This is a genomic window from Methylocella sp. (assembly GCF_041905455.1).
Taxonomy (GTDB): Bacteria; Pseudomonadota; Alphaproteobacteria; order Rhizobiales; family Beijerinckiaceae; genus Methylocapsa.
Window position 1 is genome coordinate 102,981 of sequence record NZ_JAYRLA010000011.1, and the last position, 15,308, is coordinate 118,288.

The 15,308-nt window shown below is 72.1% G+C and carries 16 protein-coding genes; 8 read left to right on the top strand and 8 right to left on the bottom strand.

Annotation, left to right across the window (positions count from 1 at the left end):
* Positions 1-17: 17 nt before the first annotated feature.
* Positions 18-1,190, bottom strand: a complete 1,173-nt coding sequence (locus tag ACE3OG_RS11040) for a polysaccharide biosynthesis/export family protein (RefSeq protein WP_374308541.1) — start codon at positions 1,188-1,190, stop codon at positions 18-20.
* A gap of 281 nt (positions 1,191-1,471) precedes the next feature.
* Here ACE3OG_RS11040 and ACE3OG_RS11045 point away from each other — a divergent pair, with 281 nt between their 5' ends.
* Positions 1,472-1,858 carry a hypothetical protein gene (locus tag ACE3OG_RS11045; protein WP_374308544.1) on the top strand — a complete coding sequence of 129 codons (387 nt, stop codon included), beginning with the start codon at positions 1,472-1,474 and terminating at the stop codon, positions 1,856-1,858.
* 16 nt (positions 1,859-1,874) lie between these two features.
* Here the strand turns inward: ACE3OG_RS11045 and ACE3OG_RS11050 are convergent, their stop codons facing one another.
* The 5 genes from ACE3OG_RS11050 to kdsA all read right to left on the bottom strand — a co-directional run bounded on the left by ACE3OG_RS11050 (position 1,875) and on the right by kdsA (position 4,823).
* On the bottom strand, positions 1,875-2,114 hold the full coding sequence (locus ACE3OG_RS11050) for a hypothetical protein (RefSeq protein WP_374308546.1): 240 nt from the start codon (positions 2,112-2,114) through the stop codon (positions 1,875-1,877).
* Positions 2,115-2,205: 91 nt separating this feature from the next.
* Entirely contained in the window at positions 2,206-2,451 is a 246-nt protein-coding gene (locus tag ACE3OG_RS11055; RefSeq protein WP_374308548.1) for a hypothetical protein, read from the bottom strand.
* Entirely contained in the window at positions 2,448-2,732 is a 285-nt protein-coding gene (locus ACE3OG_RS11060) for a hypothetical protein (protein ID WP_374308550.1), read from the bottom strand. The genes ACE3OG_RS11055 and ACE3OG_RS11060 overlap by 4 nt, the downstream gene beginning before the upstream one ends.
* 113 nt (positions 2,733-2,845) lie before the next feature.
* A complete protein-coding gene (locus ACE3OG_RS11065; RefSeq protein ID WP_374308552.1) occupies positions 2,846-3,868 on the bottom strand; it encodes an SIS domain-containing protein in 1,023 nt (340 codons plus the stop codon).
* 97 nt (positions 3,869-3,965) lie between these two features.
* Complete coding sequence (gene kdsA, locus ACE3OG_RS11070) at positions 3,966-4,823, bottom strand: 3-deoxy-8-phosphooctulonate synthase (RefSeq protein ID WP_374308554.1); 858 nt, start codon at positions 4,821-4,823, stop codon at positions 3,966-3,968.
* A 140-nt stretch (positions 4,824-4,963) separates the two neighbouring features.
* Here kdsA and ACE3OG_RS11075 point away from each other — a divergent pair, with 140 nt between their 5' ends.
* The gene (locus ACE3OG_RS11075) at positions 4,964-6,148 is read left to right on the top strand and encodes a GSCFA domain-containing protein (protein WP_374308556.1); all 1,185 of its coding nucleotides are present in this window, start codon (positions 4,964-4,966) and stop codon (positions 6,146-6,148) included.
* A 131-nt stretch (positions 6,149-6,279) separates the two neighbouring features.
* Positions 6,280-7,404: a hypothetical protein gene (locus ACE3OG_RS11080; protein WP_374308558.1), complete on the top strand. Its 1,125-nt coding sequence runs from the start codon at positions 6,280-6,282 to the stop codon at positions 7,402-7,404.
* Positions 7,405-7,438: 34 nt separating this feature from the next.
* Here the strand turns inward: ACE3OG_RS11080 and ACE3OG_RS11085 are convergent, their stop codons facing one another.
* A complete protein-coding gene (locus ACE3OG_RS11085; RefSeq protein WP_374308560.1) occupies positions 7,439-8,785 on the bottom strand; it encodes a hemolysin family protein in 1,347 nt (448 codons plus the stop codon).
* 30 nt (positions 8,786-8,815) lie between these two features.
* Positions 8,816-10,711, bottom strand: coding sequence for a glutaminase A (gene glsA / locus ACE3OG_RS11090; protein WP_374308562.1), 1,896 nt, complete (start codon positions 10,709-10,711; stop codon positions 8,816-8,818).
* A 125-nt stretch (positions 10,712-10,836) separates the two neighbouring features.
* On the opposite strand from glsA, the gene ACE3OG_RS11095 reads away from it, so the two are divergent.
* The 5 genes from ACE3OG_RS11095 (at position 10,837) to ACE3OG_RS11115 (ending at position 15,155) form a co-directional block, all read left to right on the top strand.
* Positions 10,837-11,394, top strand: a complete 558-nt coding sequence (locus tag ACE3OG_RS11095) for a hypothetical protein (RefSeq protein ID WP_374308564.1) — start codon at positions 10,837-10,839, stop codon at positions 11,392-11,394.
* Positions 11,395-11,468: 74 nt separating this feature from the next.
* Positions 11,469-12,572, top strand: coding sequence for an FUSC family protein (locus ACE3OG_RS11100; protein ID WP_374308566.1), 1,104 nt, complete (start codon positions 11,469-11,471; stop codon positions 12,570-12,572).
* Between the two features lie 44 nt (positions 12,573-12,616).
* Complete coding sequence (locus ACE3OG_RS11105) at positions 12,617-13,063, top strand: DMT family transporter (protein WP_374308568.1); 447 nt, start codon at positions 12,617-12,619, stop codon at positions 13,061-13,063.
* A gap of 135 nt (positions 13,064-13,198) precedes the next feature.
* Positions 13,199-14,212 carry an AAA family ATPase gene (locus ACE3OG_RS11110; RefSeq protein WP_374308580.1) on the top strand — a complete coding sequence of 338 codons (1,014 nt, stop codon included), beginning with the start codon at positions 13,199-13,201 and terminating at the stop codon, positions 14,210-14,212.
* A 4-nt stretch (positions 14,213-14,216) separates the two neighbouring features.
* Positions 14,217-15,155, top strand: a complete 939-nt coding sequence (locus tag ACE3OG_RS11115) for a DUF58 domain-containing protein (RefSeq protein ID WP_374308570.1) — start codon at positions 14,217-14,219, stop codon at positions 15,153-15,155.
* Positions 15,156-15,308 lie beyond the last annotated feature (153 nt).

A 15,308-nucleotide genomic window follows, 5' to 3' on the forward strand; every position in this document is an offset into this window, starting at 1 on the left:
GCCGCGCGGCGCCGCCCTCAGTAGTAGGGCGTGCCGATGCGGCTCAAATCGTAGACGATGCCGGTGCCGCCGCGGATGAAGGCGAAGAACTTGCCGAGCTCGTAAGAATTCGAGTTCGCAACGTACAGGAGGTCTTTGTTGCGCACCTCGAAGGATTGGGCGTAGACGACGCCCGGTCCGGTCTTGAGGTCGAGGCGGTAGACGATCGGCGCGGGCGCGGCCGGACGCTGGCCGGTGAAGCGCTCGACGATTTTCGGATCCTCGCGTGGGCGGAAGATGAACACGGCGGCGGCGTCGGCGCGCTGGTCGATCGGGCCGCCGACGCGTCCGAGCGCTTCGGCGAGCGTCAGATGCTCCGCCTCGAAGGGAATCTGCGCGACCTTCTCGGCGGCGCCGAGCAGGACGAAGGCGAGCGGCTCGCGCTGGATGAGGATGGTGTCGCCAGGCATCGCGACGATGTTCTCGCGCGGGTCGCTCATGATGCGCGAAAGCTGGGCGCGCGCGACGCGCGAGCCGCGGGTGATCTGCACGGTCTCGTCGTAGACGGGCGAGCGCGCTCCGCCCGCGGCGGCCAGCACGTCGAGAAGCCGGTCGTTGCGCTGGGTCAGCGCGATGCGCCCGCCGGCGCCGACGTCGCCCATCACATTGACCGTGTTCGATACGTTGCCGACGACGTTGACGACGACCTGCGGCTGGACGGTCTTGTCGGCGAGCTTCGCCTCGATCATCCGCTCGGCGGCGTAGGGGGTGAGGCCAGCGACGCGCGCCCGGCCGATATAGGGAATGGTGATCTCGCCCTTCTGGTCGACCACGGCGTTCTGCAGCGTGGTGGCGCGGCTGCCGGTGGTGAGCGAGCCCGCCGTCGTCGGGGAGAACAGCCCGCCGTCGCCGCCTTCCCAGATGGTCAGGGCGAGCGTGTCGCCGACGCCGACGGCGCGCGCCGACCCGCCGCCGACGCCGCCCGGGCGCGCCCCGATCTGCCCGCTGAGCGAAGGCTCGACGCGGGTGCGCAAGATGGCGATCGCGGATTCGTTCAGCCCGATGACCGTGTAGGGCGCCGGCGTCTGCGGATTGTTGTCGTCGGTGGCCTTGACAATGGCCTCGGTGGTGGGACCGGAGGAGGGCAGCGCCGCGCAGCCGGCGAGGCCGAGAGCGACGCAGGCGCCGAACGCGATGGTTGTCAGGCGCATGCGCGCGAACTCCGCCTCAACGCTCTCGAGAAGCCTCTGCCGACGACGTGCGCCGGGCGTGCGGTCCCGCGCGCAACCCTTCGGACAGCCCCTCTTGTTCGCACACCTTTAGGTCAGACGGGTGCCTAAAAAGCTTAACGCGGCGCAGATGCTCGAACGATGTGGCCGCAAAGCCACGCCGCGACGACCGCCCGTTTCGCGGAACACATTGGAAATTCTGCCTCTTTCTCCCAGGTTCAGGCGTTAACCGTTTAGAACGCTCGCGCATGGGAGAGACCGGCATGAGCCAGCGGAAGATTTTCCTCTACGCCGAGATCGAGGCGCAGGCGCCGTTCGAGACGCTCGACTGGCGTTCGCTCGCCCCGTCGACGACGGCGCAGCCGGGCCTGCTCGGCGGGGTCTGGCGCGCCGGGATCGAGCCTCGCGTCGTCGGCGGCTTCCATGAGTTCGATTCGCTCGAGAACGCGCGGGCCTGCGCGGACGGTCCTCTCGCGGCGGCGGCGCGCGCCCTTGGCGCGACGCTGCGCGTAAAGCTGTTCGACGGCGAGGCGGGCGCGCAGGCGAACCGCGAAGGCGGGTCGCTCCATCATGCGCAGGCGTGCGGGAGGGAGAGCGAAAAAGCCGCCGAGCTCGAGGCGCGCGAGCGGAACTCGGCGATCGACGCCTGAGCGCCCGGCCGCCGCCTCAGCGCAGCTGGACGCGCCCCGGCCCCTCGGGGCGGCGCGGATCGGCGCCGAGGCCCTCGCGGCCGCGCGTTCCGGCGTGGCCGAATCTAGCGTGGTCGCGCTCGCGGGCGTTGCGCGGCGGGTGATGCGCGACATGCGGCGCGCGATGCGTGGAGACGCCGCGTCGCGTCTGCGCCGTGGCGGCTCCAGCCGGCGCGGCGATGGCGACGGCGAGGATCAGCATCGTCAGAAATTTCAACGCCGGCTTCCTTCTTCCTATCGCCGCAGCCCAGCTATAGGCCGGCCGCGGCGAAAAAAGAAGGGGCGGAGCGCATGGCCGCGCCCTCCGCTCAGCGCGTCGAGGGGTTGCCCGGGCCTTCCGGCGCGCGCGGGTTCGCCCCGAGCCCCATGCGCCCGCGCGTGCCAGTCTTGCCGTAAGCGCTCTGGTCCTGGCTGGCCATGCCCGCCTTCGCATGCGCGCGACGATGTTTCGTTCCGGCCGAGGCGTCGGCGGCGCCGAGCGCCGCGAAGACGGCCGCGGCCGTCAACGCATATGGCGGCCGCGCCAGAAGGCGCTTGCGCGCCGCGCCGGTCATTTCTCGCCTCGACCCATGCCGACCGGGGGCTCGCCGGAGGGCGTTTCGCCGCTCGAGGGAGCGGCGGAGGGCTCGCCGGACCTGACGGCGGAGCGGCCGCTCATCGGTTCGTCGGGCATGGCGCGCTCCATCGGCCTCGCCGGCGCGGCCGGGGCGATTTCGTCGGCGGGCACCGAGCCCGCGGCGGGATGGGCGGCGTCGTTGGGCGTCTCGCCCTGCGCCAGCGCGAACGCGGGCGAGAGGGCGAGGGCGAGTGCGGCGAAGGCGGCGGCGGATTTCATGGATGATCTCCTCGTGTCTTGCGTCGCGCCCTTGAACAGATTCGACGCGAAAAGGTTCGCGCCGGCGCGAAAGGAGATCGGCGAAGAACTGGAGAGCGAATGTCCGGCGCGCGTCAGACGCCGATCCGGAGCAGGTCGTGCACGGAGACGATTCCGACCGGGCGGCCGCGATCCAGCACGAACAGGCAGGTGACGCGGTTGCGCGTCATCTTGGCGAGCGCCTCATGCGCCGTCGCGTCGCCGGCGATGGACAGCGGCTCGCGCCGCATCGCCTCGCTGGTCGGGCGGTCGTAGAAGCCCGCCTCGAGCGCGCGGCGCAGGTCGCCGTCGGTGACGACGCCGACGAGCCTGCCCTCGTCGTCGACGACGCCGGTGACGCCGAGACGCTTCGACGTCATCTCGATAATCGCCGCGGCGAGGGTGCTGGCGTGGTGCGTCGTCGGCACGTCCGCGCCGCGGTGCATCAGATCCTCGACCGTCTTCAGCCGCGCGCCGAGGTTGCCGCCGGGGTGCAGGCTGGTGAAGTCGCGCGAGGAGAAGCCGCGCCGCGACAGCAGGCAGATGGCGAGCGTGTCGCCGAGGACGAGCTGCGCCGTCGTCGAGGTGGTCGGCGCGAGGCCGTTGGGACAGGCCTCGACGACCTCGGGCAGGACGAGGGCGACGTCGGCGGCGCGCCCGAGCGCGCTCTCGCGCGCCGAGGTGACCGCGACGAGCGGAATCTTTGCGCGGCGCGTGTAGGCGACGATGTCGGAAAGCTCGACCGTCTCGCCCGAACGCGAGATCACCAGCACGCCGTCGTCCGGACGCAGCATGCCGAGGTCGCCGTGGCTCGCCTCCGAAGGATGCACGAAGAAGGTCGGCGTGCCGGTCGAGGCGAAGGTCGAGGCGAGCTTGCGGGCGACATGGCCGGATTTGCCCATGCCGGTGACGATCAGCCGGCCCTTGAGCGAGATGAAGATCCGCGTCGCCCGCGCGAGCGCGAAGCCGAGCTCGCCGGAAAGGGCTTCGCGCAGCGCCTCGAGCCCCTCGATCTGGCGCGCGACGGCGAGCGCGGCGACCATGAGGTCGGCGTCGAGACCGAGGTCCGCCGGATAGGCCGCCGCTTTCGCGTCGCGGGGGAGCAGCGCGAATTTCATCGCAGCCTCTCGCAAGCTTCGCGCCCTCCTCATGTTCGCCGAACCCCCTGCGCGGCCGGGCCGCGCCGCAAATCTTAACCCAACCGCGCCGTCCGCTTCAATTCGCGCCGCGGCGTCCCTTCGCCACGGCGTCGATGGCCATGAGGCTTTCGATCAGCTCCGGCATGGCGGCGATCGGCAACATCGAGGGCCCGTCGGAGGGGGCGCGGTCGGGATCGGGATGGGCCTCCGCGAACACGGCCGCGACGCCGACCGCGACGGCGGCTCTGGCGAGCGCCGGCGCCATCGTCCGATCGCCGCCCGAGGCGTCGCCGAGGCCGCCGGGGCTCTGGGTCGAATGGGTCGCGTCGAAGACGATCGGACAGCCGGCGCCAGCCATGATCACCAAGCTTCTCATGTCGACGATTAAGGAATTATAGCCGAAGCTCGTCCCGCGCTCGGTCAGCAGCACCCCGCCGGCCCCGCCGGCGCGCGCCTTCTCCACCGCCGGGGCCATATCCCACGGGGCGGCGAACTGGCCCTTCTTGATGTTGACGACGCGCCCCGTCGCGGCGGCGGCGAGGATGAGGTCGGTCTGGCGCGACAGCAGGGCCGGGATCTGCAGGACGTCGACGACCTCCGCCGCGGGCGCGCATTGCTCCGGCAGGTGCACGTCGGTGAGGAGCGGCAGGCCGAAGAGCTCGCGCAGCTCGGCGAACACCGGCAGCGCCGCCTTGAGGCCGACGCCGCGCCGCCCCTTGATCGAGGTGCGGTTCGCCTTGTCGAACGAGGTCTTGTAGATGAGGCCGATCTTCGCCCGGGCGGCGATTTCGGCGAGCGCCTGCGCGCATTCAAGCGCGTGCGCGCGCGACTCCATCTGGCACGGGCCGGCGATGAGGACGAGCGGAAGATCGTTGGCGAGCGCAAGCCCGCCGATCTCGACGCGCGCCGCGGGGGCGGCGGACGCGCTATTCATGAACGTGGCGACATTGAAGCGAATCCCTGTTCTATTTGAGGCGGCGCGCAAAGGTATTGAGGCTGCGACGCAAGGGTTTGACAGCTATTTGGCCGGCGCGTAGAGGTCATGACGTTTTATTGCGACGACTGGAGCGGGAGATGAACGCCATTGCCGGCGGGTCGAAGATGCATTCCTACGTTCAGGACGGGGTCAGGAAAAGGACGAGCGGCTCCTTCTTCCGTGGCGAACAGACGAATTTCTTTCCCTCCGACGCGTCTTACCTGACTTCGTCCGTCGTCTCCCAATATCTCGTCAACGGTCTCGTCCCGGCGCAGCCCTTCATCGACAAGGACACGCGGATCGTCGCCTTCGGATCGTGCTTCGCCGCCAACATCGCCAATTATCTCAACAAGATCGGCTATGACGTCGCAACCAAACGCGACCAGACCGCCTATGTCTCGACCATGGGCGACGGCATCGTCAACACCTTCGCCCTGCGCCAGCAGTTCGAATGGGCCTGGCTCGACAAGAAGCCCCAGTCGGCGCTCTGGCACGGCTACGACGCCGCCGAGTTTGGCTACGACGAGGCGGTGCGGCTCAGGACCGCCGAGTTGTTCGATTCGGCCGACGTCTTCGTCCTGACCCTTGGCCTCTCCGAGATCTGGTACGACGAGCCGACCGGCGAGGTGTTCTGGCGCGCCGTTCCGGCCGATCGTTACGATCCTGCGCGCCACAAGTTCCGCGTCTCGACCCACCACGAAAATCTCGTCAACCTGCTCGAGATCTACAAGCTGATCCGCCAGCGCCGGCCCGAGGCGGCGATCGTCTTCACGCTCTCGCCGATCCCGCTCACCGCGACGTTCCGGCCGATCGGCTGCCTTGCCGCCAATTCCGCCTCCAAGGCGATCCTGCGCGCCGCGCTCGACGAATTCCTGCGCGCCGCCCAGGCGCGCGACGAGAAGCTGTTCTATTTCCCGAGCTACGAAATCGTGCAGGGGCCGTTCAATAATCCGTTCCTGCCCGATCGCCGACACGTGCGCAAGCACGTCCTCGACTTCAACATGCGCGTGTTCGAGCGCTATTACTGCCTCTCCGGCGTCACCGACGCGCAGATCGAGCGCGCCTTCCGAACGGCCTTCGTCAAGGACCAGCTCGTCGACGCGGCGACACGCGCGCGTCGTCCCGACAAGCTGGCCGGCACGCCTGAGGAAAAGCGCAAGTTCAAGACCGAGGCGCGCAAGCTCGCCCGCGTCTCCGACCGCCTGCGCGAACGCGCGGCCAAGATCGCGGCGCAGGCCGACGCGCGGGCCAAGGCGAGGCGCGCGAAGCGGGCGGAGGCGTGAACGGCCGTGTGGCGACGGGGCTGAATTCAGGGAGACGCGGCGTGCGGGCTGGCTTTGCGACGCGCCGGCCTGCGCCGGGGGCGAGCTTTTCGAGGGCCGCCGCAAGCGCCCTGAGGCTCGGCGCAAGTTCCTTGGCGCTCGGCGCGGGCTTCCTTACGCTCGGCGCAAGCCTGCCGGCGGCGGCGCAGATCGCCTCCAACGACATCCTCGACTTCATGATCATGGACGTGTGCGTCGACGCCGCCGATCATATCCTGCCGGGCGTCACCCCCTATGACGCCGCCTGCTCGAAACGACGCAACATCAGAGCCGGGGAGAAGATTCCCTATCACCTGCACGATTTCCCGGCGAAGAACGCCGGCTGCGCCGGACGGCTCGGCGCAATATCGAAGGACAACATCCCCATCGAGCGCGACGGCGTCACGCGCGTCGTCAGCTTCTACGACAAGGGGGTCGACCATTCCTGCCCCGACGTCGCGCCGAACGCGCCGCGCTTCGGCGAACTCGAGAGCGCGGGCGAGGGCGGCTCGGTGCAATGGGCCGACGACGGCTACGGCTTCATTATGGGCAGCTGGAGCCCGGTCGCCCTGTCGTCGTGGCGCACGCCGCTGTGCCAGGAGAATCCGAACTCCTCGCGCAGGTTCGCGCGCGCCTGGGTGATCGGCCCGGCGAAGCTGCCGCCGCGCGGCGTCGCCGGCGTCGGCGTCTTCGCCGCCAAGCACGAGAGCGGCGATCCGGCGGCGACCGCCGGCTCCTGTCCGAGGGCGTACGGGCGCAGCGCCAATGTCTGGGTGCGGGACGAGGTGGCTTTCAAGAGCGGGCATACGCTCGAGGCGCTTGTCTCCGATCATTTCTCGAAGGACGTCACCAGCCCGAGGGGCGCCGACGCCATGCAGATCGAGCGCACCTACTGGACCAAGGAGTTCGGCCTGTCGCGCTGGGAGAAGTGGGCGCGCGCCGACTGGGTCCATCCGCGCTCGGGCAAGAGCGCGATGGATCTCGCGCAGACGCTGTACGCGAGCGGCATGTGCTCCGATCCCTATATGCGCAAGCGCGCGCCGAGCCCGAAGCTGACGATAGGCCCGGCCGAGGGCGCGCCAGCCGGCGTCTACGCCCAGACCGTGACGGTCGGCGGACAATCGCATCAGTGGGTCATGACGCTGTGCCGCGACTACACCAACGTCGTCGTCGACGAGAACGGCGGCCTCGAGCCCAAATGGGGCGAGGCGATCAGCCCGGCCTATTGGGCGCGCTGAGCGTTCCCTCCGAGAGTCCGCTCCAGGCCGCGGCTCAGGGGCCCGCGCCGCGCCCCGTCTCGGCGGCCAGCGGCGCGGCGAGCAGCTTGTCGATGCGCCGTCCGTCGAGGTCGACGACCTCGATCCGCCAGTTTTCGTAGGCGAAGGATTCGCCGACTTCGGGTAGGTGGCCGAGCTGGGTCAGCACGAAGCCGGCCGCGGTATGGAAATGGCGGTCCTTCGGCGCCCTGACGCCGAGGCGCTGGAAGGTCTCGTCGGCGGGCGTCATGCCGTCGATCAGCAGCGAGCCGTCGGCGCGCTCGACGATGTCGGGGTCGAACCCTTCGGCGTCCGGCAGGTCGCCGGCCATCGCCTGCAACAGGTCGGTCTGGGTGACGATGCCCTCGAGCACGCCATATTCGTCGAGGATCAGGGCGAGGCGCACCGGCGCCGCCTTGAACTGCTCCAGCACCCTGAAGATCGACATGCTCTCGTGCACCACGAGCGGCTCGCGCACCACGGCGAGCGGGTCGAGCTCGCGCCCGTCGAGGACCTGATGCAGCAGGTCCTTCTTCAGGACCATGCCGAGCGGCTCGTCGATCGAGCCGCGCCCGACGAGCAGCTGCTCGTGGGCGCAGTCGCGGATGGTGTTCAGCACCTCCTGCCGGCTGTCCTCGACGTCGATCCATTCGACCTCGGTGCGCGGCGTCATGATGTCGCCGATGCGCCGCTCGCCGATGTTGAGGACGCGCACGACGACCTCCTCCTGCGCCTCCTGCAGGATGCCGGCCTCCTGGCTCGCCTGGATCAGCAGCTTCAGCTCCTCGGCCGAATGCATCGAGCCCTCGCCGGCGCCGGGCTTCAGGCCGAAGGCGCGCAGCACGAGGTTGCCGAGCCCGTTCAGCACGTAGATCGCCGGACGCAGCAGGAACAGGAACAGGCGCAGCGGGCGCACGACGAACAGCGCCGTCGCCTCGCTGCGCTGCAGGGCGAGGCTTTTGGGCGCGAGCTCGCCGAGCACGATGTGCAGCGAGGTGATGAGGATGAAGGCGATCGCCACGGCGACGGCGTGCGAGCCCGCCGCGGCGAGGAAGGCCGGCAGGGCGGCGAGCCAGGGGGCGATCAGATGGGCGAGCGCCGGCTCGCCGATCCAGCCGAGGCCGAGCGATGAGATGGTGATGCCGAGCTGGGTCGCCGCGAGGTTGGCGTCGAGCTGGTCGACGGCGCGCTGCAGCGGCGCGGCGTTGGCGCGCCGCTCGGCGACGAGCTCGGCGACCCGGCTGCGCCTGACGGCGACGAGGGCGAATTCCGCGGCGACGAAAAAGCCGTTGGCGGCGACGAGGACCAGGACGGCGAGGACGCCGAGGCCGTCGGAAACAGAGAGACCGCCGGACGCGGGCATCGACTCCTCTTGGGACGCGGCGACGCCCGCTCAAGGGGCGCCGGCCGAGCTTATAGCATGGCCGCGCCCGTTTGGCAGGCCGCGCCGCGCGTTTCCAAAAGTCGCGCCGCGCGTTTCCAAAAGCCGCGCCGCGCGTTTCAGAGGCCGAGCGCGCGCGCGGCGGCGCGCGCGCCGCAGCCGCCCGGCGAGATAGACGGCGAGCCGCGCGGCGATCGCGCGGGAGAGCTCCGGGCGCGGCGCGAGAAAGGCGCGCAGCGGCGCGAGCGGCAGCGCCCAGCACGTCGTCTCGCCCAGCGCGACGACGTCGGCGGGCGCCGGCGCCTCGTCGAACAGCGCGAGCGCGCCGACGCAGGAGCCGGGGCCGAGATCGCCGGCCGGCGCGGGCGCGCCATCCCCGGCGCGCGCTATGACCGCGAGCCGGCCGGCCGAAACGAGCAGCAGCTCGCGCGTCGGCTCGCCGGCCCGCGCGACGCGCGCGCCGCGCGCGAAGACGCGTCGGGCGGGCGGCGCGGCCTCGAGCAGTTTTTTGCGCTCGGCGGGCGGCAGGGCGGCGAGAAGGTCGGCGTCGCCGGGCGCGAGCTCGGCCGCCGTCGGCGCGCCGGCGCCGAGCAGAAGCTCCTCGGCGGCTTCGAGCGCGGCGTCGAGCGAGGGCGCGCTCGCGCAGTCGAAGCGGTCGGCGAGCTCGGGCGGCGGCGCGGCGAGGATCAGCGTCCGGTCCGGCTCTCGCGGGGCGCGCAGGAAAACCTCGAACAGCACCAGCGCGCCCGGCTCTACGCGCGGCGCGCGGGCGAAGTCGAGGATCACCGCCCGCGCGCCGTCGCGCAGCCCCTCGCCGGCGCGGCGCAGCAGGCGCTCGGCGGCGGCGGGGCAAAGGTCGCCCTGCGCGGCGACGACGATGACCTCGTTCGCCAGCGCGTCGAGCTGCGTCTCCCCGGCGCGCGGGCGGCGCCCCGGGCGCAGCTCGCCGCCGCGCAGGACCCGCTCGCGCGCGAGGGCCGGCGGCTGGCGCAGGCAATGCAACGACAGGAGCTCGGAGAGGCGTCGGCAGGCGGCGACGCCGCGCACGCTGTTGCCGAAGCGGTCGAGCGGCGGGGCGAAGGCGGCGAGGCCGAACTGGCCGGGCGCGACGGCGACGATCGCCCCGGCGACGCCGCTCTTGGCCGGCAGCCCGACCTCATAGGCCCACTGGCCGGCGTAGTCGTACATGCCGCATGTCAGCATCACGGTGAGCACGTCGCCGACGTGCGTCTGCGACAGCGCCCGCTCGCGCGTCAGCGGATTGACCCCGCCATTGGCCAGCGTCGCCGCCATCAACGCAAGGTCGCGCACGTCGACGAGCGCCGCGCTCTGGCGGAAATAGACGTCGAGCGCGTCGTCGGGGCTCGCCTCGATCATGCCGGAGTTGAGCATCAGCCAGGCGATGGCGCGGTTGCGGTGGCCTGTCTCCTCCTCGCTGCGGAACGCCGCCTCGTCGATGGCGAGCGGGCGGCCGGCGAAGCGCGACAGCGCGGCGAGCATCGCCCCGGCGCGCGCCTCGCGCGTTGCGCCGGGAAACAGCGCCGAGACGGCGATCGCGCCGGCGTTGACCATCGCATTGAAGGGCCGGTTGGCGACGCTGTCGAGCACGACGGCGTTGAAGGCCTCGCCCGTCGGCTCGACGCCGACCTTGCGCAGCATGGCCTCGCGCCCGAGACGGTCGAGCGCCGCGCCATAGGCGAAGGGTTTCGCCGCCGACTGGATGGTGAAGCGCGCCGCCGCGTCGCCCGCGACATAGACCTTCCCGTCGACCGTCGCGACGGCGACGGCGAGGCTGTCCGGATCGGCCGCCGCGAGCGCCGGGATGTAGGAGGCGACCTCGCCGCCCTCGACGAAGCGCAGCTCCGCGAGAAGCGCGTCGAGGATGACCTGCAGGGGTTCTTTCGCCACGAAAGCTCTCCGCGCCGGCGCCCATGGTAGCGCCGCCCTCCGCGCGCGCAACCTGTCGCGGGGCTTGAGCGCGGCGCGCCTTTCGTCCATCAAGCGCGCGGCGCGCTCGGCGCCGGGAGAGCGAGATGCCGGAGACCATCGCCGTCGACCTCGACGACACGCTGATCGACACCAATCCCGCCCTGTTCGCATGGGTCGAGGCGACGCGCGGCGCGCCGGTCGATCCGGCCGACGCCGCCGCCTACCGGCTCGCCGCCACCGAGGCCGAGACGCTCGCCCTCATCAGCGCCTTCTACGACGCGCCGGAACATGACGCGCTCGCCGCGCTCGCCGGCGCGCGCGAGGCCTGCGCCGCGCTGAAGGGCGCGGGCGCCCGGCTCGTCGTCGTCACCGCGCGCCGGCCGGAGGCGGCGGGCGTCACCGAGCGCCTCGTCGAGCGGCTGTTCGCCGGGCTGTTCGCGGAGGTGCGCGCGGTCGGCGACGAGCCCGACAAGGTGCGGGCGATCCGCGCCGCCCGCGCGGGCCTGCTCATCGACGACAACGCGCGCCAGATCCGGCGCGCCGCGGCGGCCGGCGTGCCGACCATCCTGTTCGGCGACCTGCCGTGGAACCGCGCCCTCGCCTGGCCGCGGCGGGCGGCGTCCTGGGCCGAGGTCGGCGGGCTCGTCGCGGCGGGACGCTGAAAGCCCCTCGCGCCGGCGCCGATCCTCGTCTATAGGCCCTGCGCCCGCATGTCGCAGGAGCGCGAAGACACCTCATGACCGACGCCCCGGCCGGACCCTTCAGCGCGTTGCGGACGCTCGCCGCGCGCCATCGCGCCGAGCTGCGCCTCGCCGTGCGCGTCACCGTGGCGACGCTGCTCACTTATATATTATCGCTCGTCCTGCATGTGCCGCAGGTGCTGTGGACGGTGCTCACCGCCGTCATCATGTCGCAGCTGAGCCTCGGGCGCTCGGTCAAGGCGACGCTCGACTACTTCGCCGGCACGGTTGGCGGGGCCCTGATCAGCGGCGCGGCGGCGGTCGCCGTGCCGCACCAGGGCGAGTTCGGCTATTTCCTCCTGCTCGCCGTCGCCATCCCGCCGATCGCGCTTCTCGCCGCGCTGAAGCCGCGCTTCTCCTCGGCGCCCATGACGGCGGTGATGGTGCTGCTCGCGCCGACGATCATCCACGCGACGCCGCTCGAATCGGCGGCCGATCGGGTTATGGAGGTGATGCTCGGCGGCCTCGTCGCGCTGGCGGTCTCCTTCCTCGTGCTGCCCTCGCGCGCCCATGCGCTGAGCCTCGAGCAGGCCGACGCCATGCTCGCCCGCATGGCCGAGGCGCTGCGGGCGCTGCTGTCGGGCTGCGCGCAGCCGCTCGATCAGGAGCGGATCGTCGAGATCCAGAGCGGGCTCGGTCCGGCGCTGAACCGGCTCGAGACCTTCGTCGACGAGGCGCGGCGCGAGCGCGCGCCCTATCGCGGCGAGGATTTCGCCCTCGCGCCGCTGCTGCGGATGCTGATGCGGCTGCGTCACGACCTCGTCATCATCGGCCGCGCCGCGCTCGAGCCGCTGCCCGAGGCGCTGCGCGGCAAGCTCGCCGGCCCGATCGCCCGCGTCGCGGAGGAGGGCGCGCAATTCCTCGAGGCGAGCGGCCGGGCGCTGGTTGGGGGTCCGCGCCCTTCGCTCGACGCGTTCGAGGCGGCGCTCGACGATTACGACCGCGAGATCGCCGTCTACCGGCAGGCGGGCTTCACCCGTCCGCTCTCGGTCGACGAGCTCGAGCGGCTGTTCGCGCTCGGCTTCGCGCTCGACCAGCTGCGCCGCGACGTCGCCGAGCTGTCGAGATGGAGCGCGGATTTCCTGGCCGGGCCGCATTGAGGGCGCGGAGGCGCCCGGTCCCTGTTCGAGAAGGCCGAAAATCGATGATCAACTTCATTCTTCCCGGCCTGCTCGCGGTCGCCGCGGGCGCGGGCGTCGTGCTGCAGCAGGCGCTGAACGCGAATCTGCGAAGCGCGCTGAACTCGGCGGCGTGGGCGGGCTTTGCGAGCTTCGCCGTCGGCTTCGTCTGCATGGCGCTGCTCGCGCTGGCCTCGCGCGATCCGCTCCCCGCGGCCGGCGTCGCCGCGCGCATCCCGTGGTGGGCGTGGACCGGCGGCCTGTTCGGCGCGATCTTCATCGGCCTCGCCATCGTCCTCGTGCCGCTGCTCGGCGCGGCGACCTTCATCGCGCTGCTCGTCGCCGGCCAGATGCTGGCGTCCGTCGCCTTCGACCACTTCGGCTGGCTGGGCCTCGCCCAGCGGCCGATCGACCTGCCGCGCCTCGCCGGCGTCGCCTTCCTGATCGGCGGCGTGATCCTGATACGGCGTTGAGCGCGCCGGCCGCGCCGAGCGTCCGCCGCAGCGCCCGCGGTTGACCTTCGCGCTTTCTGAACGGATCATGAGAATCCGAAGGGCCGGCTGGCCCGGCAGGGCGGGACGACCCGTCCCGGGAGGCGCGATTTGACCATTGCTTCGGCCGCGCTCGCGAGCGCGGCGCAAGAGGGCCTGACGCCGGAGACCGAAGGCTCCGCCGTCCTGCCGCGCCTTCTGGAGCTTCGGGCGTTCCTCGAAAAGAGCCTCATCGGCGGACAGACGCTCGTCGAGCGGCTCCTCGTCGCGCTTCTCTCCGACGGCCATGTCCTCATCGAGGGCGCGCCCGGCCTCGCCAAGACGCGCGCCGTCAAGCTGCTCGCCGAAGGCCTCGACGCGCCGCTCTCGCGCATCCAGTGCACGCCCGACCTGATGCCCGCCGACCTCACCGGCACGTCGGTCTGGCGCCCCGACCGCGGCGTGTTCGAATTCGTCGCCGGGCCGATCTTCCATTCCCTCGTCCTCGTCGACGAGATCAACCGCGCCCCGCCGAAGGTGCAGTCGGCGCTGCTCGAGGCGATGGCCGAGCGCCAGACGACGGCGGCGGGCGTCACGCACAAGCTGCCGGACCCGTTCATGGTCGCCGCGACGCAGAACCCGATCGAGCATGAAGGCACCTTTCCGCTGCCCGAGGCGCAGCTCGACCGCTTCATGCTGCACGCCGAGGTCAAGGCGCCCGACGCCGCCGCGGAGCGGGCGATCCTCGACCTCGTCGAGGAGGAGGGGATCGCCGGCCCGCCGCCGCCCGCCGCGCGCCTTTCGGCGCAGGACGTGCGCGCCGCGCGCAGGGCGGCGCAGGCCGTCTATCTGTCGCCGGCGGTGCGCGACTACATCGTGCGCCTCACCTCCTCGCTGCGCGGGACGGCGCTGCCCGACCTCGCGCGCAAGATCGAGCATCCGCCCTCGCCGCGCGGCGCGATCGCGCTCGCCCGCGGCGCCAAGGCGCGCGCCTTCCTCCACGGCCGCGACCACGCGACGCCGCAGGACGTCGCCGAGCTCGCCGTCGACACGCTGTCGCATCGGCTGATCCTCGCCTGGCGGGCGGTCGCCGACGGCGCGACGCCGCGCTCAGTGGTGCTGGAGCTGCTCGACGCCGTCGAGCCGCACTAGGCCGATGCGCGCGCTTCAAAGGCTGCGCGCCGCCTTCGGCGCCGATCCGCCCGAGAGGCGCAATTCGCCGCCCGCCGCCGGCGCGCTCGACGTCGACCATCTCATCCGGCTGCGCCATCTCTCCTTGCGCCTCGAGGCGACGCGCGCCCCGCCGCGCTCCAGCCTGCCGGGCGAGGCGGCGCACAGGCGGCGCGGGCGCGGCCTCGAGGTCCATGACGTGCGCGCCTGGAGCGAGGGCGACGACCTGCGCCACCTCGACCGCAACGTCACCGCCCGCACCGGCGAGCCGCATGTGCGCGCCTTCCGCGAGGAGCGCGAGCGTGCGGTCCTGCTCGTCGCCGACTTCCGCCCCTCCATGGTCTTCGGCACGCGCCGCGTGTTGCGCGCCGCCGCCGCCGCCGAGGTTCTCGCCCTTCTCGGCTGGCGCGCGGCGCGCGAGGGCCGCGTCGGGCTGATGGTCCTTTGCGCGGAAGGAACGCGGCTGACGCGCTACGGGCGCGGGACGCGGGCGATGCTCGCGGCGATCGGCGCGCTCGCCGAAGCCTATCGCGAGGCGCTGTCCGCCCCCGCGCGCGAGGACCCGCCGCTCGACGCCCTGCTCGAGGAGGCCGACGGGCTCGCCGGCAAGAGCGGCGCGCTCGTCGTCGCGACCGCCCTCGACGCGGAGGGCGCGGGCTTCGCGGACGTCGTCGAGCGGATCGCGCGGGCGCGCGGCCTCTCCTTCGCGCTGATCGCCGACCGGTTCGAGACCGCGCCCCCGCGCGGCGTCTACCCATATGCGACGTCGGGCGGCGCCGCCGGCTGGCTGGAGGTCGGCGCCGCAAGGCCTGCGCCCGACGAGCGCGAGGCGCGGCTGCGCCGGCTCGGGGCGCGGGCGCTGGTCCTCGATTCGGGCGCGGCGCCCGAGACGACGGCCATGGAGCTGAAGCGCCTCGATGACTGAGCTCGACGACGCGCTCGCCGCGCTGCGGCCGATCCGCCTGCCCGCCGACGCCGGCGAGCCGGCGCTGCTCGCCGCCATGGCGCTGGCCGGCGCGCTCGCCGGCCTCGCCCTCGCCGCGCTGGCCTTTCTCCTCGTCCGCCGCCGCGCCGGCCC

Excerpts from the sequence above, each read along its gene's own strand:
- kdsA (WP_374308554.1), bottom strand. The coding sequence starts at position 4,823 with ATGAATAGCGCGTCCGCCGCCCCCGCGGCGCGCGTCGAGATCGGCGGG.
- ACE3OG_RS11065 (WP_374308552.1), bottom strand. The coding sequence starts at position 3,868 with ATGAAATTCGCGCTGCTCCCCCGCGACGCGAAAGCGGCGGCCTATCCG.
- ACE3OG_RS11095 (WP_374308564.1), top strand. The coding sequence starts at position 10,837 with ATGCCGGAGACCATCGCCGTCGACCTCGACGACACGCTGATCGACACC.
- ACE3OG_RS11040 (WP_374308541.1), bottom strand. The coding sequence starts at position 1,190 with ATGCGCCTGACAACCATCGCGTTCGGCGCCTGCGTCGCTCTCGGCCTC.
- ACE3OG_RS11075 (WP_374308556.1), top strand. The coding sequence starts at position 4,964 with ATGAACGCCATTGCCGGCGGGTCGAAGATGCATTCCTACGTTCAGGAC.
- ACE3OG_RS11055 (WP_374308548.1), bottom strand. The coding sequence starts at position 2,451 with ATGACCGGCGCGGCGCGCAAGCGCCTTCTGGCGCGGCCGCCATATGCG.
- ACE3OG_RS11115 (WP_374308570.1), top strand. The coding sequence starts at position 14,217 with ATGCGCGCGCTTCAAAGGCTGCGCGCCGCCTTCGGCGCCGATCCGCCC.
- ACE3OG_RS11060 (WP_374308550.1), bottom strand. The coding sequence starts at position 2,732 with ATGAAATCCGCCGCCGCCTTCGCCGCACTCGCCCTCGCCCTCTCGCCC.
- ACE3OG_RS11100 (WP_374308566.1), top strand. The coding sequence starts at position 11,469 with ATGACCGACGCCCCGGCCGGACCCTTCAGCGCGTTGCGGACGCTCGCC.
- ACE3OG_RS11045 (WP_374308544.1), top strand. The coding sequence starts at position 1,472 with ATGAGCCAGCGGAAGATTTTCCTCTACGCCGAGATCGAGGCGCAGGCG.
- ACE3OG_RS11085 (WP_374308560.1), bottom strand. The coding sequence starts at position 8,785 with ATGCCCGCGTCCGGCGGTCTCTCTGTTTCCGACGGCCTCGGCGTCCTC.
- ACE3OG_RS11105 (WP_374308568.1), top strand. The coding sequence starts at position 12,617 with ATGATCAACTTCATTCTTCCCGGCCTGCTCGCGGTCGCCGCGGGCGCG.